General features: G+C 32.4%; 12 protein-coding genes and 5 pseudogenes. 10 read left to right on the top strand and 7 right to left on the bottom strand.

Annotation, left to right across the window (positions count from 1 at the left end; genetic code table 11):
* Window positions 1-43 precede the first annotated feature (43 nt).
* Window positions 44-1,711 (top strand): formate--tetrahydrofolate ligase, encoded by a 1,668-nt coding sequence (locus tag DYE57_RS05230; RefSeq protein ID WP_115313123.1) that lies wholly within the window; start codon window positions 44-46, stop codon window positions 1,709-1,711.
* Between the two features lie 246 nt (window positions 1,712-1,957).
* On the opposite strand, the gene DYE57_RS05235 is transcribed toward DYE57_RS05230, so the two are convergent.
* Window positions 1,958-2,863, bottom strand: coding sequence for a biosynthetic peptidoglycan transglycosylase (locus DYE57_RS05235; protein WP_115313124.1), 906 nt, complete (start codon window positions 2,861-2,863; stop codon window positions 1,958-1,960).
* 430 nt (window positions 2,864-3,293) lie between these two features.
* Here DYE57_RS05235 and tyrS point away from each other — a divergent pair, with 430 nt between their 5' ends.
* Window positions 3,294-4,556, top strand: coding sequence for a tyrosine--tRNA ligase (gene tyrS / locus DYE57_RS05240; RefSeq protein WP_115313125.1), 1,263 nt, complete (start codon window positions 3,294-3,296; stop codon window positions 4,554-4,556).
* Between the two features lie 165 nt (window positions 4,557-4,721).
* Here the strand turns inward: tyrS and DYE57_RS05245 are convergent, their stop codons facing one another.
* On the bottom strand, window positions 4,722-5,966 hold the full coding sequence (locus tag DYE57_RS05245; RefSeq protein ID WP_115313126.1) for a S1C family serine protease: 1,245 nt from the start codon (window positions 5,964-5,966) through the stop codon (window positions 4,722-4,724).
* 437 nt (window positions 5,967-6,403) lie between these two features.
* Between DYE57_RS05245 and DYE57_RS05250 the strand changes: the two genes are divergently transcribed.
* The 3 genes and pseudogenes from DYE57_RS05250 (at window position 6,404) to DYE57_RS05260 (ending at window position 9,888) form a co-directional block, all read left to right on the top strand.
* Window positions 6,404-7,027 (top strand): lysophospholipid acyltransferase family protein, encoded by a 624-nt coding sequence (locus DYE57_RS05250; RefSeq protein WP_115313127.1) that lies wholly within the window; start codon window positions 6,404-6,406, stop codon window positions 7,025-7,027.
* Between the two features lie 242 nt (window positions 7,028-7,269).
* On the top strand, window positions 7,270-8,745 hold the full coding sequence (gene nagE / locus DYE57_RS05255; protein WP_115313128.1) for an N-acetylglucosamine-specific PTS transporter subunit IIBC: 1,476 nt from the start codon (window positions 7,270-7,272) through the stop codon (window positions 8,743-8,745).
* 95 nt (window positions 8,746-8,840) lie between these two features.
* Window positions 8,841-9,888, top strand: a pseudogene (locus DYE57_RS05260) (HAD family hydrolase).
* A gap of 172 nt (window positions 9,889-10,060) precedes the next feature.
* Here DYE57_RS05260 and serA read toward each other — a convergent pair.
* The 3 pseudogenes from serA to DYE57_RS05275 all read right to left on the bottom strand — a co-directional run bounded on the left by serA (window position 10,061) and on the right by DYE57_RS05275 (window position 13,370).
* Window positions 10,061-11,652: pseudogene (gene serA / locus DYE57_RS05265) on the bottom strand (phosphoglycerate dehydrogenase).
* Window positions 11,642-12,744: pseudogene (locus DYE57_RS05270) on the bottom strand (pyridoxal-phosphate-dependent aminotransferase family protein). Before DYE57_RS05270 ends, serA begins: the two co-directional pseudogenes overlap by 11 nt.
* A gap of 187 nt (window positions 12,745-12,931) precedes the next feature.
* A pseudogene (locus DYE57_RS05275) lies at window positions 12,932-13,370 on the bottom strand (OsmC family protein).
* Between the two features lie 77 nt (window positions 13,371-13,447).
* Between DYE57_RS05275 and DYE57_RS05280 the strand changes: the two are divergent.
* The gene (locus DYE57_RS05280) at window positions 13,448-14,194 is read left to right on the top strand and encodes a glycerophosphodiester phosphodiesterase (RefSeq protein ID WP_115313129.1); all 747 of its coding nucleotides are present in this window, start codon (window positions 13,448-13,450) and stop codon (window positions 14,192-14,194) included.
* Between the two features lie 433 nt (window positions 14,195-14,627).
* Here the strand turns inward: DYE57_RS05280 and rpsD are convergent, their stop codons facing one another.
* Together rpsD and DYE57_RS05300 are read right to left on the bottom strand one after the other, a co-directional pair.
* Window positions 14,628-15,230: a 30S ribosomal protein S4 gene (gene rpsD / locus DYE57_RS05290; protein WP_115313131.1), complete on the bottom strand. Its 603-nt coding sequence runs from the start codon at window positions 15,228-15,230 to the stop codon at window positions 14,628-14,630.
* A gap of 220 nt (window positions 15,231-15,450) precedes the next feature.
* A complete protein-coding gene (locus tag DYE57_RS05300; RefSeq protein ID WP_115313133.1) occupies window positions 15,451-15,921 on the bottom strand; it encodes a GAF domain-containing protein in 471 nt (156 codons plus the stop codon).
* A 134-nt stretch (window positions 15,922-16,055) separates the two neighbouring features.
* On the opposite strand from DYE57_RS05300, the gene ezrA reads away from it, so the two are divergent.
* The 4 genes and pseudogenes from ezrA (at window position 16,056) to DYE57_RS05320 (ending at window position 21,524) form a co-directional block, all read left to right on the top strand.
* Window positions 16,056-17,750, top strand: coding sequence for a septation ring formation regulator EzrA (gene ezrA / locus DYE57_RS05305; RefSeq protein WP_115313134.1), 1,695 nt, complete (start codon window positions 16,056-16,058; stop codon window positions 17,748-17,750).
* A 592-nt stretch (window positions 17,751-18,342) separates the two neighbouring features.
* Window positions 18,343-19,482, top strand: a complete 1,140-nt coding sequence (locus DYE57_RS05310) for a cysteine desulfurase family protein (protein WP_165417892.1) — start codon at window positions 18,343-18,345, stop codon at window positions 19,480-19,482.
* Window positions 19,482-20,705 carry a tRNA uracil 4-sulfurtransferase ThiI gene (gene thiI, locus DYE57_RS05315; RefSeq protein ID WP_115313136.1) on the top strand — a complete coding sequence of 408 codons (1,224 nt, stop codon included), beginning with the start codon at window positions 19,482-19,484 and terminating at the stop codon, window positions 20,703-20,705. Before DYE57_RS05310 ends, thiI begins: the two co-directional genes overlap by 1 nt.
* A 45-nt stretch (window positions 20,706-20,750) precedes the next feature.
* Window positions 20,751-21,524, top strand: a pseudogene (locus DYE57_RS05320) (sulfite exporter TauE/SafE family protein).
* The last annotated feature ends 86 nt before the right edge of the window (window positions 21,525-21,610 follow it).

Consider the following 21,610-nt stretch of genomic DNA (forward strand, 5'->3'; position numbering starts at 1 on the left):
ATACATAATTATAATTTTGTAAAATTTTAAGGGGTTGAATATTTTGGAGCATTTATCGGACTTAGACATAGCAAATCAATCAGAACTTAAACCAATTGGAGATATTGCGAAGAAGGCAGGAATAACTGCTGATGCGCTTGAACAATATGGCCATTATAAAGCTAAAATTGATATTAATAAAATTCAGCAGAAAGATAGTAAAGGACAAGTTGTATTAGTCACAGCAATTAGCCCAACTCCTGCTGGTGAGGGTAAATCTACAGTAACAGTTGGTTTATCAGATGCTTTTAATGCCTTAAATAAAAATGTCATGGTAGCTTTACGTGAACCTGCTTTAGGACCTACTTTTGGTATTAAAGGTGGGGCAACAGGTGGAGGATATGCACAAGTACTTCCAATGGAAGATATTAATCTACATTTTAATGGAGATTTTCATGCAATTACAACTGCGAATAATGCACTTTCTGCTTTTATTGATAATCATTTACATCATGGAAATGAACTAGGTATTGATCAACGAAGAATTGAATGGAAGCGCGTACTAGATATGAATGACCGAGCATTACGTTATGTCAATGTGGGTTTGGGTGGACCAACTAATGGTGTACCAAGAGAAGATGGTTTTAATATAACTGTTGCTTCAGAGATTATGGCAATTTTGTGTTTGAGTCGCGATATTAAAGATTTAAAAGATAAAATTAGTCGTATCACTATTGGTTACACTAGAGATCGTAAGCCTGTGACGGTAGCTGACTTAAAAGTTGACGGTGCTTTAGCAATGATACTTAAAGATGCGATTAAACCCAATTTAGTTCAAACTATTGAAGGGACTCCAGCACTTGTTCATGGTGGTCCATTTGCTAACATTGCACATGGATGTAATTCAATATTAGCGACTGAAACAGCTAGGAATTTAGCTGATATTGTTGTAACTGAAGCAGGGTTTGGTTCAGATTTAGGTGCTGAAAAGTTTATTAATATTAAATCTCGTGAAGCTGGTTTTGAACCTTCTGCAGTTGTGGTTGTAGCTACAATTCGTGCACTTAAAATACATGGTGGAGTTGCTCAAGAAAACCTTAAAGAAGAAAATGTAGAAGCGGTTAAATCAGGAATTGTTAATTTAGAACGTCATGTTAACAATGTTAGAAAGTACGGACTAGAGCCTGTAGTTGCACTAAATGCATTCGTTCATGACAGTGTTGCTGAAACAGAATGTGTGAAACAATGGGCAAAAGAAAATGAGGTACGTATTGCGCTTACAGAGGTTTGGGAAAAAGGTGGCGCAGGTGGTATTGATTTAGCAAATCAAGTTTTAGAAGTGATGGATCAACCACAATCATTTAAACATTTATATGATTTAAATCAATCTTTAGAGTTTAAGATTGAGACGATTGTTAGGGAGATTTATGGCGGTTCTAAAGTTACATTTAGTAGTAAAGCAAAAAAACAACTTCAACAGTTTAAAGAAAATGGTTGGGATAATTATCCAGTTTGTATGGCTAAAACTCAATATTCATTTACTGACGATCAAACAGTTTTAGGAGCGCCAACAGGTTTTGAAATAACGATTAGAGAGCTCGAAGCTAAAACAGGTGCTGGATTTGTTGTAGCATTAACTGGTGCTATAATGACGATGCCCGGTTTACCTAAACAGCCAGCTGCACTTAATATGGATGTTACAGATGATGGACATGCTATAGGGTTATTCTAATTATAATAAGTTATATGAGTCAGTGAGAATTTATTCTAAATTCATAACTTCGCCTCGAATCCCAATTTGCATTTTCCGTAGATTCTCTTTATAAGAATCATTGTGTTGGAGCACCAACATAAACTTATAAAAACGTTTTTTATAAGCATATTTTCAATTCAGTCATTGACTGCTAATACGTAAAAAACGCCTGTGACAATGATTGGTGTCGCAGGTTTACTTATATACTTATTTGATATAAGTTGTTTAATGCGGAGGATGAGTGAGTAAGTGAGATTTAATTCGATACTTTTTCGCTTTACTAAATTGTTTTTTAGAAATTTTACCCTCAACTAACATGCGTTTTAAGACATAATGCTGTCGATGAATACTGTATTGCAAAGCTTCTTCACTTTTTAAATTTCCTTCATTATCGTATGGTGTATATCCATATGGACTTTGAAGTAAACCAACAAGGTAGGCAGATTGCGCAATGTTAAGCTCTTTAGTTGATATGCCAAATAAACTATATGATGCTGATGAAATGCCTGTAATATTGGCACCATTATAATCATGTCCAAATGGGACAATATTGAGATAAGTATAAATGATCTCTTTTTTAGACAATAACTTTTCGACTCTCATAGCTAAAATAATTTCATTTGCTTTTCGACTGTAAGTTTTTTTATTAGTTAATACTTGGTTTTTGATTAACTGCTGTGTGATGGTACTACCACCGGAGGTTTCGTTAGTGTTTAATACATCTTGAAACATTGCTCTTAACAGTGCTTTAGGTAGTATTCCGTTATGTTTAAAAAATAACGTATCCTCTGAAGAAGTAAGTGCATCAATGATATTTGGATTAACGAGTTTTGGTCCTACAATTAGAGTGTTTTGTGAATGATCATATTCATTTAGAATATGACTACTTTGATGATTAATTAACTCATCACCAGGTATGTGAAGTACTTTATGTTTTAATTCATTGTCGCTAATGGACGATGCTTCGGAAGTTAAATGGCGGAAGTATAAGACTAATGCTAAGAGTAAGACAATGACTATTGCCACTAGGACGAGAAAGATGCTAACGCAAAGGTGTTTTATCTTTTTATAAATACGTTCGAATCGCATGTATTTATCTGAAGTTTGATGAATACTCTCATAATCTTGCATTATATACCTCCTAATTTAAGATATAGTATACCATATTTGTAAAGTTGACTTTTAAAGTAATGTTAATTATAATTAAATTCAATTCGATATGCTTTGAATACGAGGAGAAGTAACATTGAAGTATACTTTCAGAGAACTAGTGGTTGCTGAGAACTAGTAGTTACTTTGTGTGAATACACCTTTTTACAGTTATTCAACGTTTCATTAATGAACGTTTCATTAATAAAGTAATCTAAGAGTGTTAAACTCTTATTCAAGTATGGTGGTACCGTGCACTTGCGCCCTTACGTATACAACTGTAAGGGTGTTTTTATTTGCTTTTATAATTTCTTTGAGAAATAAATATAGGTAAATATATTAATTTATTTCGCTATCGAAGACTTATTTTTCAAAAATGAGAAAATTTAAAATTTTGAGGAGGATATAAATTATGGCTAATGCATTAATTGAAGATTTAAAGTGGAGAGGCTTGATTTATCAGCAAACTGATGAACAAGGAATTGAAGATTTATTGAATAAAGAGCAAGTGACCCTATACTGTGGCGCTGATCCTACGGCAGACAGTTTACATATCGGACATTTACTCCCATTTTTAACATTGAGACGTTTCCAGGAACATGGACATCGCCCAATTGTCTTAATTGGCGGTGGAACTGGAATGATTGGAGATCCATCAGGTAAATCAGAAGAACGAGTGTTACAAACTGAAGAGCAAGTAGAAATAAATGTAAAAGGTTTATCTGAGCAAATGCATAAATTATTTGAATTTGGAACTGATAAAGGTGCTGTATTAGTAAATAATAAAGACTGGCTAGGTCAAATTTCACTCATTAGTTTTTTACGTGATTATGGTAAACATGTGGGTGTGAACTATATGTTAGGTAAGGATTCAATTCAAACACGTTTAGAGTATGGTATCTCATATACTGAGTTCACTTACACAATTTTACAAGCAATTGATTTCGGGCATTTAAATCGTGAACTAAATTGTAAAGTACAAGTAGGTGGTTCAGATCAATGGGGAAACATTACTAGTGGTATTGAGTTAATGCGTCGTATGTATGGTCAAACAGAAACATTTGGTCTAACAATTCCATTAGTTACTAAATCTGATGGTAAAAAATTTGGTAAGTCTGAATCAGGTGCAGTTTGGTTAGATGCAGAGAAAACAAGCCCATATGAATTCTACCAATTTTGGATAAATCAATCAGATGAAGATGTGATTAAATTCTTAAAATACTTTACTTTCTTAAGTAAAGATGAGATTAATCATTTGGAAGAATCTAAAGAAGAAGCACCTCATTTACGTGAAGCTCAAAAAGCATTAGCTGAAAATGTGACTCAATTTGTCCATGGTGAAGAGGCTTTAAATGATGCAATACGTATTTCTAAAGCATTATTTAGTGGAGATTTGAAATCATTATCAGCTAAAGAACTCAAAGAAGGTTACAAAGATGTGCCACAAGTAACATTGTCTATAGATACGACTAATATTATTGAAGCATTAATTGAAACAGGTATTTCTACTTCAAAACGTCAAGCACGTGAAGATGTTAATAATGGTGCAATTTATATAAATGGTGAACGTCAACAATCAGTGGATTACGAGCTTAGTAATGTTGATCGAATTGAAGGTGAGTTTACAATTATTCGCCGTGGTAAGAAAAAATACTTCATGGTTAATTACGAGTAAATAAATGAGTATAAACATTAATTCTGTGGATTAATTTCTTTGCTGGGTTATAATTAAAATAAGCCAACCAATGAGAGATGTAGATAGTAACGCTTAATGCGAATATGAGTTTACATCATCATTGGTTGGCTTATTAGTCTTTATTGTTGAGATTAAGTGCTTATTTTATTGTGCAAATTGACTTTGAGATTGGGTTGGTTGAGATGAACTTGTTTGCTTTTTAAGTTTAACATCTAGTTTTTTTGTTTTGCCATCCCTTATTACTGTGATTGTTACCGATTCGCCAGGTTTTTTATTTTCATAAAGATAAGATCTTAAATCCGTATCTTCTTTTACTGTCTTACCATCTATTTCAGTAATAATATCGCCTTTTTTAATAGGGTTTCCATTATCTACTTTTGCTACATAAACACCTGAATCTTTTGAAGTGTGTAGCTCTTTGCGATATGTCTCTGGTATATCATTTAAATTAATAAGACCAATTCCTATTGAAGGGCGATCTATTTTACCATGTTTGACAAGTTGTTCAATAGTAACTTTCACTTCATTACTGGGAATTGAAAAACCAATGCCTTCTACTTGTTCAGAAGCAATTTTCATAGAGTTAATACCAACAAGATTACCATTAATATCAACAAGTGCACCACCTGAGTTACCTGGGTTAATAGCAGCATCTGTTTGTAAAACATTTACTTTTGTATTACCCGCAGACATGTTAGCATCAATCGTACGTTCACTAGCAGAGATAATTCCTGAAGTAACTGAATTCGCAAATTCTAAACCTAGAGGATTACCCATAGCAAAGACGCTATCACCAGTTTGAACTTTAGATGAATTCGCAAATTTAATTGATTTAATACCTTTAGTATTGTCTATTTTAAGTACTGCGATGTCTGTTAAAGCATCTTTACCAATTAGTTTAGCCTTTACTTGCTTAGAATTATGTAATTGCACCTTTATTTCAGAGGCACCATCTACCACATGATTATTGGTTACAATATAGGCTGAACCGTTACTAATTCGATAAATGACTCCTGAACCTATACCAGCTTTTTCAGGTTTAGAAGATTTTCCTTTTAATAAATCATCTAAATTCGAAGATTTTTGCATGTTGATGACTCCAACAATAGCAGGTGACACATCTTTAATCATGTCATGTACTGATTTATACTTATCACTTTTACCATCTAATTGATTGCCACCCTTACTATTAGATACTTCTTGTACAGAAGCACCGTCGTTATTGAGTAATGTATGGTTAAGAACTTTACCAATACCTAAGACGAGAAGTGCACCAACAATTCCAGCAATTAGTGCGACGAGTATAGTTTTGAACCAAGGAAACCTTGGTTTTTTATGTAGAAAAGATCGTTGATGATTGTCATATACCTGTTGATTGTGTTCTGACATATTTAACCTCCAAAATATATTCTCTTAAATATAATTATGTTAGTTTTTGATAAAATTTGCTAGTAAATCACTATCAGACTTTAGACGTAGATAACGGCTAAGGATAATCTGACTAATTGTGAGAATGTGACTTTTATAATAAAAATTATCATATAATTAATAAATTCATGTATTTACTGATTATATCAAATTTCTGGTCAATCATAAAATTTTTAGTTATAGACTTTATTAGGTAGGTAAACAGTATTGCTAATAAAAAATGAGTTGAGTTTTAACAAAGAGTATTAGGAAGGCTAAAGTAATAATTTTATAGACGAAACACTCAGATTAATGTCGTGATATCAAAAATTTTGACGTGTAAAAGTAGAATTGTATTGTTCTATGAAATTGATAGTGATAAAATCGTTATGGTTATAAAAAAATAAGCAGGTGACATTATGTATAGTTTTATAAGTAAAATATTAGACGTTATACTTATCAAAATGTCTAAATCATTATACGTGATTGGAAAAGAGAATATTCCTAAAAATAGTAAATATGTTGTGACTTGTACTCATGAAAGTTATAACGAAGTGATAATGTTAGGTATGGCTTTACTGCCCAATCAAATTCATTATATGGCAAAAAAAGAATTATTTAGTAATAAGTGGGCAGGAAAATTTCTCACTTTTTTAAATGCCTTTCCTGTGGATAGGGAAAATCCAGGTCCAAGTACTTTAAAAAGACCTGTTAGTTTACTAAAAGAACATAAAACAGTAGGTATTTTCCCAACTGGTCACCGTACATCAGTTGAAGGCGCACCACTAAAACGTGGAGCAGCAACTATCGCAATGTTGGGCAAAGCTCCGATTTTACCTGCAGCTTATGTTGGTCCTACAAAAATTCATGGTTTAATTACCGGTCAAGCTTTGATTAAAATAGGCGAACCTATTGAAATGAGTGATATTCCTAAAGATTTAAAGCGAAACGAGAAAGTTGAGTATCTTACAAAAGAAATAGAACGACGTACAGCTCAATTACAAAAAGATCTTAATAAAATCTCAGAACATTTATACAACTAAGTGAATTGATTAGGGAACGTCATACCAAAAATGAAAAATATAGTATGTACGTTCTTTAATTTTAGCCACATAAATTAAGCGTTTACATGCAAAAGACATGAACTCACGAAATAGTTGAATTTTATCATAATTAGAAGGTCAATTAACTCATGTTTTATGGTAAATTAATTAGTTTTACATGGATACTTAATTATAATGTGAGATTGATGTAAACTTTAAATTTTCTTCGAGGGATGATGTTAATGTACAAATTTTTTCAAAATTTAGGTAGATCTTTAATGTTACCTGTTGCAGTTTTACCTGCTGCAGCAATTATAGTGGGAATAGGACATGTACTTGATGCGTTGTCCATTTTACCTCAAGTTGCAATGTTCTTTACTAGTGTAGGTACGGCAATCTTGGATCAATTAGGTATTTTATTTGCAATTGGTGTTGCGATAGGTATGGCTAAGAAAAATAATGGTGCAGTCGCATTAGCAGCTGCGTTAGGATTTTTTATTGTGACAGTTGTTTTGTCTCCTGTTAAACTAGCTCCATTACTACAGATTAAAGAGTCAAAAGTGAATGTAGCATTTGAACAAATGAACAATGGCAACGTGTTTGTGGGCATTTTAATTGGTCTTATTGCTGCTTATTGTTATAACAAATTTAGTGAAACAGAATTACCAATGGCATTATCATTTTTTAGTGGTAAACGTTTAGTACCTATCATGACAGCATTCTTTTGTACATTCCTAGCTATTATTCTGTTATTTGTTTGGCCACCTGTATTTAATGGAATAGTAACTTTTGGTAAGTGGATAGTAGGTATGGGACCATTCGGAGCATTATTATATGGTTTCTTTAATAGATTATTAATACCAACTGGGTTGCATCATGCTCTGAATAATGTATTTTGGTTTGATACAGCAGGAATAAATGATATAGGTAAGTTCCAAAGTTGTAAAGATGCGATTAAAGGTATTACAGGTAGATATCAAGCAGGTTTTTTCCCTGTGATGATGTTTGGTATACCAGCTGCAGCTTTAGCGATGTATCATACTGCTAAAACGAGTCAAAAGAAACAGGTGTATGCATGGTTCTTAGCAAGTTCTATCTCAGCCTTCTTTGTGGGTGTTACTGAACCTATAGAATTTGCCTTTATGTTTGTTGCACCAATATTATTCGTTATTCATGCTGCTCTAACAGGGCTATCATTATTTATTGCCGCAGTATTCCATTGGACAGCAGGCTTCTCATTTAGTGCAGGACTCATTGATTTTACTTTATCTCTTGTTAATCCAGTGTCAAATCAACCGTGGATGTTACTCGTTCAAGGCGTCGTCTTCTTTGTGCTTTATTATGTTATATTTAGAATGGTTATCAGAATCTTCAATTTAAGTACGATTGGTCGCGGAGATAACGAACTACAGGATCCAACCGGTAACACTACTACTGAAAATAATACGAATCATCATTCATCTTCCAAAGGTAAATATTATCAAACAGCTACACAAATTTTAGAAGGTTTAGGTGGTTCTAAAAATATTAATAGCTTAACAAATTGTGCGACACGGCTTCGCATGGAACTCAAAGACAATTCAATCATTAATGAACAGAAAATCAAAAATGCTGGTGCTATTGGTATTACAAAAAATGGTAAACATTCTACACAAGTCATTATTGGCACTCATGTTCAACAAGTTGCAGATGAAATTGAAAAACAAATGAATAATTAGAGAGAAAAGGGCATACTCATGATGAGTTTGCCCTTTTTTGATGAAACATGTAATATAAATTGTAACAGAATTTTCTGAAAGGAAAGAGGTAAGGCATGAAGTCGGTATTATTTGATGTAGATGGCGTATTTTTAAGTGAAGAACGATGTTTTGATGTATCAGCAATTACTGTGGAAGAATTATTAACCAGTTTTACGTTTTTAAGGTGCGGAGAATTTATAGATTTTGAAGATGAATTAAATGATGAAAAAATTCAAGAGATTCTTGCACGTGTATTTCAAAACGATCAAATTTTGAATCAATTAAAATCACTTGGTTTAAATTCAAACTGGGATATGTTGTTTATCGTGTTTAGTATTCTTCTTATTGATATTGCTAAGCAATTAATTTATACAGACATTGATTATCAAAAGCCGTTAAACGTTATTAATTTGTTTAGAAATGGTAAAGATGCAATTTATTCAGATTTAGAAGCATATGCTCAAGCACAATTAAAAATTGAAGATACAGGTTTATTCAGATTGAAGAGTAATCTATGGCAATTAGCAAAAGATACATATCAAGAATGGTATCTAGGTACAGATTTATTTAATAAAGTAGAAGATGGTTATGCTTTGCAAGATTTTAAGAGAGGCTTTATTTATGAAGAAGTGATTTTAAAACCCAAAGAAGAAATTCAACTTTTGTTACAACATTTGAAATAAGCCGGTTATCACATGGCGATTGCAACAGGACGTCCAAGGACTGAAACTATTATTCCATTTGAGACACTTGAGCTTAAATCTTATTTTGATGAAAATCACATTGTTACAGTGAGTGAAGTCCTAAATGCTGAAAGTGATTATCCGGAGCTTCAACCATTAGGTAAACCTAATCCATTTAGTTATATTGTTGCGCTCAATGGTAACAACAGACAGAAATATCATTTATACGGTACACAACAAGAAAATATTGTAGACAAGGATAAAGTATTTATTGGTAGGTGATTCTTTAGCAGACTTAATAAGTGCTAAGAAGATAGGAGCTACGTTTATCGGTACTTTAACAGGCTTGAAAGGGGACAAAGCATAATCAGAGTTAGAAGAACATGGTGCAGACTATATTGTGGAGGATGTAACGAAAATTCGAAATATTCTCTTATAAAATTAAAAAAGTGAGTGAGACAGAATTCATTGTCTTACCCCTGGCAACGAGGACTAGAGTTGAAAAAAGCTTGATATAAGCGCATTTTCAATTCAGTCTTCGACTGCCAATATGTGAAAAATACCTGAACAATGATTGATGTTCCAGCCTCTTTTTAAGTTTGAATATGTTGTTAAACTGAAACTGTTAACTTAGTACTAATAATTTTGTTAAAATCTCCAGTATCAATCTAGTACATTGATGACTTCACCAGAAGCTTGCTGATCGATGGATAGAATCATAAGTGCGTCGCCACCTTCATCATCATCATGTCCTAAAGTCATTGAAGCGATATTAATTCCATGATTGCCAAGGAGATTACCTGTTTGATCTACGATGCCAGGTTTGTCTTTATGGCAAGTAACAATTTGATATTGATTAGGTTTAAAATCAAGAGAAAAATTATTAATACGCACAATTCTAGGACCAAAACCAGCAAGAACAGTTGCACCAATTTTAATCTGGTTGTTGTCATTCGATAATTCTAGCTCTATATAGTTGCTAAAGCTTGAGTGTTTTTTCTGCTTTTCGATGTTATAAGTGACACCTTGCTGATTGAGTATTGCTAGGGCATTAATAATATTGACATCATTACCCAAATCTTCTTTTAAAATATTTGAAACGATAGTTCGTGTAATTAAACTTGTATCATTTTTAACTAAATTACCAGCAAAAGTAATTTTAATTTCACTAGGCGTACCATCTAATAGTTGAATACCGAATTCACCGATTGTCGTACTTAAGTCAACAAAGTTCTTAATGTTTTCATCAACATTGTTAAGATCCATTTTTGGTGCATTCACCGCATGTTTGACGGTACCATTAGTTAATATTTCAACAATTTCTTCTGATACAGACACAGCTACCTTTTCTTGTGCTTCAACTGTTGACGCCCCTAAGTGTGGTGTAACAACAATTTTTTCATGTGCAATTAAGGGAGAATCAATTGGCGGTTCATGTTCAAAAACATCTAACGCAGCTCTATTAATTAATCCATCATCTAAAGCATTTACAAGAGCACTTTCGTCTATGATACCACCTCTAGCAACATTGATAATTTGTAAACTTGATTTTGCTTTTTAAAAAAGCTTCCCTAACATTACCACGTGTTTTTGGTGTAAGAGGTGTGTGTACAGTAACAAAATCTGACTTTTCAGCTATTTCATCAACGGATGCATTTTGAATATCTAAAGATTTAGCTTTGTCATCGGTTAAATAGGGATCAAATGCAAGAATTTTCATTCCAAAACTCTGCGCACGTTTAGCAACACCTAGACCGATTCGACCTGCTCCAATAACGCCTAACGTTTTACCATATAACAAAGCTTTACGATTCCATTCTTTATGACGTAATGATTGATGTGCTTGAGGAATATTACGTGACATTGCTAATAACATAGCTACTGAATGTTCAGTTGCTGAAATTGTGTTGCCATCTGGTGCATTGATGACAAGTATTCTCTTTAAAGTAGCGGCGTTGATATCGATATAATCTATGCCTACTCCTGCTCTAGCAATGACTTTAAGTTGAGTTGCTTGATTGATAATGCGCTCAGTCACTTGAGTTTGACTACGCACAATGAGGACATCGTAGTTATCTATAATGTTTAATAATTCTTCTTCAGTTAAATCAGCTTGTATGTCTACTTCAAAATCTTTATGATTTAAAATAATTTGTAAACCAACTTCTGAAATAGGGTCTGAAACTAAAATTTTATGACTCATGGTTAATGACCTCCATAAATTGCGTGATACCTTTACCAATATAACTCTTATTTCTATTTGCAGTTAAAATAATTTCTAAAGAGGAAACAACTGATAGAATATCAAAAGGTGATACTTTACCCATATGTCCTATTCTTAAAATTTTTCCTTTTAAATGACCTTGTTCACCAGCAATCGTAATATTAAAACGTGATTTTAACTGATCTTTAATGGCTTGAAGTTCTTCTTGACTTGAAGGTACGAAAGAAGTCACAGTAGGAGAGGCTTGCAAATCATCTTTTACTAATAAGTCTAAATCAAGGGCCTTTAAAGCCGCTCTTAAAGCATTACGAATACTATAATGACGCTGAATAACGTGGTTAAAACCTTCATGTTTTACCAGTTCTACGTATGCATTGATACCTCTAAATAATCCAACATTCGGTGTAAAAGGCGTGGAATTCTGTGCTTGAGAATTTATATATTTATTCAAATCAAGATAAAATCTTAGTGTGTGTACTTCGACAAAGCGTTCTTTTGCTCTATCACTGTATGCGACAAACGCTAAACCAGGCGGTAAGATAATGGCTTTTGACTTCCTGAAACTAAGACATCAATTTTATATTTAGTTAAATCTACTTCAACTGCACCAATACAGCTCACACCATCTACAACAAAATAAATTGCGTTATCATATTCTTTTAACGCATGTCCTAATGCATTGATGGGATGTAAGACACCAGTCTATGTTTTACAAAATTGCGTGAACATTGCTGAAATTTTAACTTTAAGTTGTTTTAAGTAATTAATAAATTCATTGACGTTGACTGCTTCTTCCCATGTTACATCGTAAATATGAACATTTTTATAATAAGATTGTGCAATTTGTTTAAATTTGTTACCAAACGCCCCAGAAACTATAATGACAAAATGATCATCAGGATTAACTATATTTAACATACTAGCTTCTAACACACTTGTGCCACTAGATGTGAGAACGAGCACTTCATTTTTAGTACCGAAAATAGGTTTTAATCCATTGAATGCATTGTTAGCGATGTCTTCAAAGTCCTTAGAACGGTGTTCAACCATGGGCAGTTGAACAGCACTCATGATTTGATCTGGCACAGGAGTTGGTCCCGGTGTTAATAATAAAGGTTGGTAATACCTGCATTAAACAGTCCTCCCACTATAAGATTTATTTATTTTATCAAATATTCTGAATATTTAAAACCATATTTATGTAGCTATCACATTAATAAAACGTTTACATGTTTTAAATTTGTGATAGCTTTTGTAATTATCTTATAGTTGGTTCAATATATGCACTTACATTATTGCGAAGTGAATTTGAAATCATACAATTGTTGTCGGCGATTTTTAATAATTGAGGTAAAACTTGTTTGAGTTTACTTTTTTGAAATGGAACAACTGATATGGCAGGATAATGTGTGATACTTTCCATTTTAAATTTTTCATTTTCAAATGATGTAGTTCCAATAGAATATTGGTGTATTTGAATATCTTTATAACTACCCCTTTCTGGTAGCAGCAAGAAAAATGATATAGCAAGTTGAAGCAGCAGAGACTAACATTTCATCAGGATTAGTACCGATTCTTTGTCCTCCAAGTGAAAAGAGGATAGATATTTTTTCTTTTATAGTATCGCCTTTGATGTTTCCTACTTCATTTCGACCCTCATGCCACTCTACTTCAACTTTAAAATCGTGTTTGACCATATGAATTGACCTCCTGTGTCATTGTGGTAACTTAAGTTTAGAGTAATTTAAAATTGATTAAAAGAAAGGTGACTTTGATGAAAATTCGTCGTCCAAATCAATACTTCCAAATAGTTGCGCATAGGGGGCTTCCTAAGGATTATCCTGAAAACACGTTAGTAGCCTATAAACATGCGCTAATGTTACATATTGATATGTTAGAAATTGATTTGCACTATACAAAAGATAAGGAGATAGTAGTCATTCATGATGACACTATTGATCGTACTTCTAATGGTAAAGGTAAAATTTCAAATTACACTCTGAAAGAGTTGAAGAAATTCGATTTTGGTTCTTATAAAGGGGATCAATTTATAAATGAATGTATTCCTACTTTTGATGAGGTGCTAGAGTTAGCCGATAACTTTTCAAAAAAGTTACTTATTGAAATTAAAAAACCTAGTCAATATCGTGGGATTGAAGAGATGGTTGTTGATAAATTAAATGAAAGACGTATGCCACAACAAAAAGTTATCATACAATCATTTGATTTTGATTGTGTGAAGAAGTTATCGTCAATGGATTTAAATTATGAATTAGGTCTGTTATTAAGTAAGAAGAAATATTGGTATAGATTACCTGATTTTGAAGAAATAGCTAAAGTTGCAAACTTTGCTAATCCAAATTATCAACTTGTTACCAAAAAGTTTATGAAATATGCTCATAATGCCAATTTAAAAGTTTTACCATACACAGTAAATAAATCTAAAGCAGTAAAAAAATTAATTGATTATGATGTTGATGGTGTTATTTCAGATATACCAGAAGACATATTCAAATTGTAATAACGAATGAATAAAGGTTAAAATCCAATTTATAGAAGGCTTGAGAAGTAAAATCCAACTTACTAACAGGCTGGAACATAAATACTTGAAATTTAGGGAAGTGGGACAGAATTCATATTGAATTTGTTGTCTCACTCCGGCAACGAACCCCAGCTTGTTTTGTATGTTGAATTTCTGGATAATATTCTCTTTGTTAGGGCACCATACTATAGTTGAAAAAAGCTTGATATAAACGAATTTCAATTCAGTCATCGATTGCCAATATGCGAAAAATACCTAAACAATGATTGATGTCTCAGCCTCTTTTATTACCACTTTTAAGTGTTTAAAATCTTATAGTTATATGGCTCAGTCTATATATACATTCCAGCCAATTAAAGCCAACAAAAAACACCCAATTCCAAAAAGGAAGAGGGTGTAAATTTGAAAATAATTATCTTGAGTAGTACTCAACGATTAATTGCTCATTGATTTCAGCTGGTAATTCACTACGTTCTGGGAGGCGAACGAAAGTACCTTTTAAGCTGTCAGCATCTAAGTCTAAATATTCTGGTACAAAGTTATTGATTTCAACTGATTCTTTAATGATATCTAAGTTTTGTGATTTTTCACGAACAGTAATCACTTGACCAGGTTTTAATGAGTAAGATGGGATGTCTACGCGTCCACCATCTACTTCAATGTGACCATGGTTTACTAATTGACGCGCTTGACGACGTGTACGTGCTAAACCTAATGAATAAACTACTGCATCTAAACGACTAGCAAGTAAAATCATGAAGTTTTCACCATGTACACCGTATTGTTTACCAGCAATGTCAAATGTATTACGGAATTGTCTTTCAGTCATTCCATATAAGTAGCGTAATTTTTGTTTTTCACGTAATTGCATACCATATTCTGATAATTTTTTACGTTGATTAGGACCGTGTTGTCCTGGTGCGTAAGGGCGTTTTTCTAATTCTTTACCAGTACCACTTAATGAGATACCTAAACGACGAGATTTTTTCCAGTTTGAACCTCTGAATCGAGCCATGTAAGACCCCTCCTTTTTCTTTTTTGTTGTTATGAATAAACAAAAAAGAGTGTTATATGCTTATCGAGATATATTGTTTTATGTGTCTTCACCTTATAGCGACAGTTACACGACACGTCCACATTGGGAACAACATAGAGCTTGACAATATATAACTGCTATTTTCGTTAATTCACACAAAATTCATTGTACCATTTTATTAAGAACTGTCAATACATTTTTATGTTTGAGATAATTGTTTTTCAACTATGTGTACAATGTTCTCTAAACCATCTTGATCTTCTTGAGAGAATCTATTAACGATTGGAGCATCGATATCTAAGACACCAATCATTTTACCATTAACATTTAAAGGAATAACTATTTCTGATTTGCTATTTGTATCACAGGCAATATGACCTGGAAAATGATGGACATCACCCACACGCTGTGTTTTATTTTCTAACACAGCTGTCCCACAAACGCCTTTATCAATTGCAATATATACACAAGCAGGGTGACCTTGGAAAGGTCCAAGTATGAGTTCGTTGTCTTCAATTAGGTAAAAACCTACCCAATTAACTTGTGCCATAGTATCTTTCAATAGTGCAGATGTATTACTTAGTATAGCAATTAGATTATTTTCATCTTCGATTAAGCTTGCAAGTTTTTTAGAAATAAGTGAATAATTCGTCTCTTTAAAATTAGTCATAACCATACCTCATATCCATAATTTTTTATTAAGTATAAAGTTTTGAAAATAATCTATCAATTAATTCATTTTGTGATTTAATGAGACAACAAATTACGTTATAATAATAAATGATAAAATAGGAGGAGAAGTATATGGTGTTATTTATCATATTAGCAATACTAGTAATTATTTTAATTGCTGTTGGCGTGTTATTCTATATGCGCTCTAATAAGAGAAATTCAATTGAAAAAGCTGAAGAGAGAAAAAATGAAATTGAACAATTACCTTTTGATGATAATCTAAAAAAACTTTCGGATTTAAACTTAAAAGGTGAAACTAAGACTAAGTATGATGCAATGAAAAAAGACAACACAGAAAGTACGAATAAATACTTAGCTCCCGTGGAAGAAAAGCTTCATAATGGTGAAGAATTACTTGAAAAATTTAAATTCTCTGCAGCTCAAACTGAAATTGATGATTCACATGAACTGATGGATCAATATGAAAGTAATTACAATCAACAAGTAACTCAAGTTGATGAAATCTTAACTTTACATAAAGATAATGAAGCATTATATGAAAAGTGTAAAGTAGACCATCGTGAAATGAAACGAGATGTATTAGCTAATCGTCATCAATTTGGTGAAGCTGCACAACCTTTAGAAAAAGAAATCGAAAGATTCGAACCTAATCTTAATGAATATGAAACATTGAAGGCTGAAGGAAACTATGTGCAAGCTCATAATCATATTGCTGCTTTAGAGGATCAAATTAAAAATCTTAAAGCTTATATGGAAGAAATTCCTGAATTGATTCGTGAAACTCAGAAGGAATTACCGGGTCAATTCCAAGATTTAAAATATGGTTGTAGAGACTTAAAAGTAGAAGGATATGATTTAGATCATGTCAAAGTTGATGGTACGTTACAAAGTCTTAAGACAGAATTAAGTTTCGTTAAACCTATGATAAGTCGATTAGAACTTGATGAAGCCAACAATAAACTTGAAATTATCAATGATAAATTAGATGAAATGTATGATTTAATTGAACATGAAGTTAAAGCTAAGAATGAAGTCAAAGAGACTAAAGATATGATTACTGACGACTTGTTTAAAGCTAAGGATATGAATTATACATTACAAACAGAGATTGAATATGTGCGTGAGAACTACTACATCAATGAGTCAGATGCACAAAGTGTTAGACAGTTTGAAAATGAAATTCAAAATTTAATCTCTGTCTATAATGACATTTTAAAGGAAACATCGAAATCAGCAGTGCGTTATAGTGAGGTACAAGATAATCTTCAATATTTAGAAGATCATGTCTCTGTGATTAATAAAGAGCAAGATAAACTTCAAAATCACCTTATTCAATTACGTGAAGATGAAGCAGAAGCGGAAGACCATTTACTTAGAGTTCAATCTAAAAAAGAAGAAGTCTACCGTCGTTTATTAGCATCTAATTTAACAAGTGTTCCAGAGCGATTTATCATTATGAAGAATGAAATTGATAATGAAGTTCGAGAAGTCAATGATCAATTTAGCACTCGTCCTATTCTTGTTAAACAACTGAAAGACAAAGTAGCTAAAATTGTTATTCAAATGAATACATTTGAGGATGAGGCAAATGACGTATTGGTGAATGCAGTTTATGCTGAAAAGTTAATTCAATATGGTAATAGATACCGTAAAGATCACCACCACGTAGATAAAAGTCTTAATGAAGCAGAACGTCTATTTAAAAATAATCGTTACAAACGTTCAATTGAAATTTCTGAGGAAGCACTTGAAAGTGTAGAACCTGGAATTACAAAACACATTGAAGAACAAATTATTAAAGAATAACATTTAAAGTAATTTAAGTGCCTGGGACAATAATGTCTCAGGCATTTTTGTCGATTAGATAAGCACATATATTTAAAATAAGCATTATTGAATTAGACCGTTCAATTTATTTTTTTGAATAAGGTGTTTAACTATATTTGATTGTAAGTTTAGCTAATGTAGATACATTTGACAATTGTACAATTTCTCAATTAATGAATCGTTTTTAATAGTAGATTAATACTTGCGATGATAGAAGTCTTATAAGCTTTCTCATGAGGCTACTGTCTAAATTTTTAGTAATCATCGACGACATAGTTAATATAATGATGTTATCTTCTTATAATATCCGTAACCAACCAAAATAAAAGTCTTCTTGTTTTTGTCACACTTGTTTTTACGTATTGGCAGTCGATAACTGTATTGAAAATGCCTTTATATCGAGCGTTTTTCTAAGTTAGTTCGGGGTCAAAATAAAAAGAACTTCACTCAGAAATTCTACAGATTAGGTCCCTTTTAATTTTGCTAGAAAATAGTATAATGCTTGAGTATCCAAATTTAGAAAGATTTGTACCAATAGAATCATTAAAAAAGTGAAAGAGAAGTGTTATCAGTGATTTATTTAGACAATGCAGCCACTACTCAAGCTGATCAAGATGTTATAGATTCATTTTCAAAAGTGAACCAAACATTTTACTTCAATCCTAATAGTCCGCATCTAGCTGGATTACAAGCGGAACAATTATTACTCAAAGCTAAGGATGAAATTAACCGTGTATTAAGACTTAATCATCGATATGAAATTATATTTACTAGTGGTGCAACAGAATCTAACAATATGGCCTTGAAAGGTGTCGCTTACAGAAAGAGAGAAAATGCAAATGAAATCATCACCTCCGTTTTAGAACATCCCTCCGTGCTTGAAGTCATGCGATATTTAGAAGCAAAGCAAGGTTTTAAATTAAAATATGTCAATGTAACAGAAAATGGTAAAGTGGATGTCGACCATTTAAAATCCATTATGACTGATAAAGTCGGGCTTGTTACTTGTATGTATGTCAATAATGTTATGGGACAGATTCAACCTATTCAAGCTATCGCAAATCTTTTAGCAGATTATCCGCGAGCGCATTTTCATGTTGATGGTGTACAAGCTTTAGGTAAAATATCTATGAATTTTAAAGGAATCGATAGTTTAAGTTTGAGTGGTCATAAGTTTAACGGTCTTAAAGGACAAGGATTACTCTTGATTAAGAACACTCAAAATATAGAACCAATTATCCATGGTGGTGGTCAAGAATATGGATTACGTAGTGGTACAATCAATCTACCTATGGCAATTTCAATGGTTAAAGCAATCAAAAATGCTGTAAATCATACCCAGGAATTAAATTTACGTTTAAAAGAATATAATGATAGGTTAACTACGTTTTTAAGTAAATATAAAGGTGTTTATATTCTATCACCACAAGATGCATCACCTCAAATTATTAATATAGGATTTCCTGGTGTAAAAGGAGAGGTTCTAGTGAATGCCTTTTCTAAATATGGTGTCATGGTTTCAACTACAAGTGCATGTTCATCTAAAAGAGGTAAACTAAATGAAGTATTATTAGCTATGGATATAGCAGAAACTAGCATTGAAGGTAGTATTAGATTGTCTATGGGTGCAAGGACTAGTGAAGAAGATATTTTAGGATTTGAAGATAAATTTAAAATAATCTATGAAGAAATAAAGGAGTTGCTTAAATAATGTATTATGATCATTTGCTTGTGCGATATGGAGAATTAACTTTAAAAGGCACGAATCGTAAAATGTTCGTCAATCAACTAAAAGACAATGTTAAACGTGCACTCATTCCTTTACAAGGATATCTTGTCAAAGTGAAAAGAGATCGTATGTATGTTGAATTAACTGAAGAAGCCGATATGGAAGAAATTATTAAACGTTTGACTCAAGTATATGGTATTAAGTCAATTAGTCCAGTTATTAAGATTGATAAAAAAGAAGGCTTGATTTATCAATCTGTTATTCAATTAGCAGAAGGGTTTGAACAAAACGCCACATTTAAAATTGATGTTAAACGTGTTGATAAAACTTTTCTCTATGATACTTATGAATTACAACGTAATGTTGGTGGAGTGATTTTAAAACATTTTGATCATTTAACTGTAAATGTCAAACAACCTGATCATGAAATTAAAATAGAAGTACGTTTAGATGCTATCTACATATATGAAGAAGTTGTTGCGGGTTCTGGTGGCTTGCCTGTTGGTACAGGTGGTAAAACTTTACTCATGTTAAGTGGTGGAATTGATTCACCAGTAGCAGGTATGGAAGTAATGAAACGTGGAGTAACTGTTGAAGCAATTCATTTTCATAGCCCACCATTTACAAGTGAGAAGGCTAAAGATAAAGTCATAGAATTAACAAGGATTTTGGCTGAACGTGTAGGACCAATAAAGTTGCACATCGTGCCGTTTACTGAGTTACAAAAACAAATTAATAGAGTTGTGCACCCACGTTATACGATGACATCAACGCGTAGAATGATGATGAGAATATCAGACGTCGTTGTGCATCGTATTGATGCACATGCTATCGTCAATGGTGAAAATTTAGGTCAAGTTGCGAGTCAAACTTTGAAAAGCATGTACGCCATTAATCATGTGACAACTACACCTGTTCTTCGTCCATTACTAACTTTAGATAAAGAAGATATTATTAGAAAAGCAAAAGAGTTAGGTACTTTTGAGATATCTATTCAACCTTATGAAGATTGTTGTACGATTTTTACACCTAAAAATCCAGTGACTGAACCCGATTTTGACAAAGTTGAAAAATATGAAGGGGTTTATGATTTTGATGAAATGATTCAAAAAGCGGTGGAGAATATTGAGACACTTATTATCGACCGTTATTATAAGAATGATAAAGAACAATCAACCGACGCTTTAATTGAAGATTTATTTTAATGATTAAACTTAGGGTGAAATATATACAAAGAGGTGTCTAAACAAATGGATTGGCACTTAACAGCGGTGTTGACGGTTATCTTTTTTGGTTTTATAGCTCCTTTTATTGATTCAGTGGTCGGTGGTGGGAGATCAATATCTACGCCAGCTTTACTTGCAATAGGATTACCGCCATCATTAGCTTTAGGGACGAATAAATTTGCAAGTTCATTTAATACTTTAACGAGTGCTTTTAAGTTTATACGTTCAGGAAAAGTGGATTTACGTATAGTCTTAAAAATCTTTCCTATTGTATTTATTGCATCTGGTTGTGGTGCGATTCTAGCTACATATTTACCAGCAAATGTTTTAAAATCGCTAATTATTGCAGTTTTATCTATCGTTATTGTCTATACAATTGTAAAAAAACTGGGGAAGTATGAGAACTTTTACTTCCTTTACTGCTATGAAGGCTATTACTTTTACTATGATGTTTATTTTATTGTGGTTCTATGATGGTTTCTTAGGAGACGGTACTGGATCGTTTATGCTTTTTACATTATTACTGATTAGGTTTGATTTTCTAAGTGCAGCAGGAAACGCTAAAGTTTAAAATTTTGCATCAAATGCGGGTGGTTTAACGTTATTTATCTTTTTAGGGCAAGTGAATTACACTATGGCATGATTATGGCAGTTAGTATGACAGTTGGCTCATATTTAGGTGCACAATTTGCACTTCAAAAAGGCGTGAGATATGTAAAAGGATTATTTATTTTAGTTACAACAGTTTTCATTTTAAAAAATCTGTATGATTACTTGATAAAAGTTTTCCATCATTAAATGTTGAGGTTAAAATAAAAAGATATAACTATAGTACCTAATTTAGAAGTGGTGTCGCTCACGTTACTTAGTTAAATGTAGTTGTA

This window comes from Staphylococcus saccharolyticus, assembly GCF_900458815.1.
Classification (GTDB): domain Bacteria; phylum Bacillota; class Bacilli; order Staphylococcales; family Staphylococcaceae; genus Staphylococcus; species Staphylococcus saccharolyticus.

Excerpts from the sequence above, each read along its gene's own strand:
- DYE57_RS05235 (WP_115313124.1), bottom strand. The coding sequence starts at position 2,863 with ATGCAAGATTATGAGAGTATTCATCAAACTTCAGATAAATACATGCGA.
- tyrS (WP_115313125.1), top strand. The coding sequence starts at position 3,294 with ATGGCTAATGCATTAATTGAAGATTTAAAGTGGAGAGGCTTGATTTAT.
- DYE57_RS05245 (WP_115313126.1), bottom strand. The coding sequence starts at position 5,966 with ATGTCAGAACACAATCAACAGGTATATGACAATCATCAACGATCTTTT.
- DYE57_RS05250 (WP_115313127.1), top strand. The coding sequence starts at position 6,404 with ATGTATAGTTTTATAAGTAAAATATTAGACGTTATACTTATCAAAATG.
- nagE (WP_115313128.1), top strand. The coding sequence starts at position 7,270 with ATGTACAAATTTTTTCAAAATTTAGGTAGATCTTTAATGTTACCTGTT.
- DYE57_RS05280 (WP_115313129.1), top strand. The coding sequence starts at position 13,448 with ATGAAAATTCGTCGTCCAAATCAATACTTCCAAATAGTTGCGCATAGG.
- rpsD (WP_115313131.1), bottom strand. The coding sequence starts at position 15,230 with ATGGCTCGATTCAGAGGTTCAAACTGGAAAAAATCTCGTCGTTTAGGT.
- DYE57_RS05300 (WP_115313133.1), bottom strand. The coding sequence starts at position 15,921 with ATGACTAATTTTAAAGAGACGAATTATTCACTTATTTCTAAAAAACTT.
- ezrA (WP_115313134.1), top strand. The coding sequence starts at position 16,056 with ATGGTGTTATTTATCATATTAGCAATACTAGTAATTATTTTAATTGCT.
- thiI (WP_115313136.1), top strand. The coding sequence starts at position 19,482 with ATGTATTATGATCATTTGCTTGTGCGATATGGAGAATTAACTTTAAAA.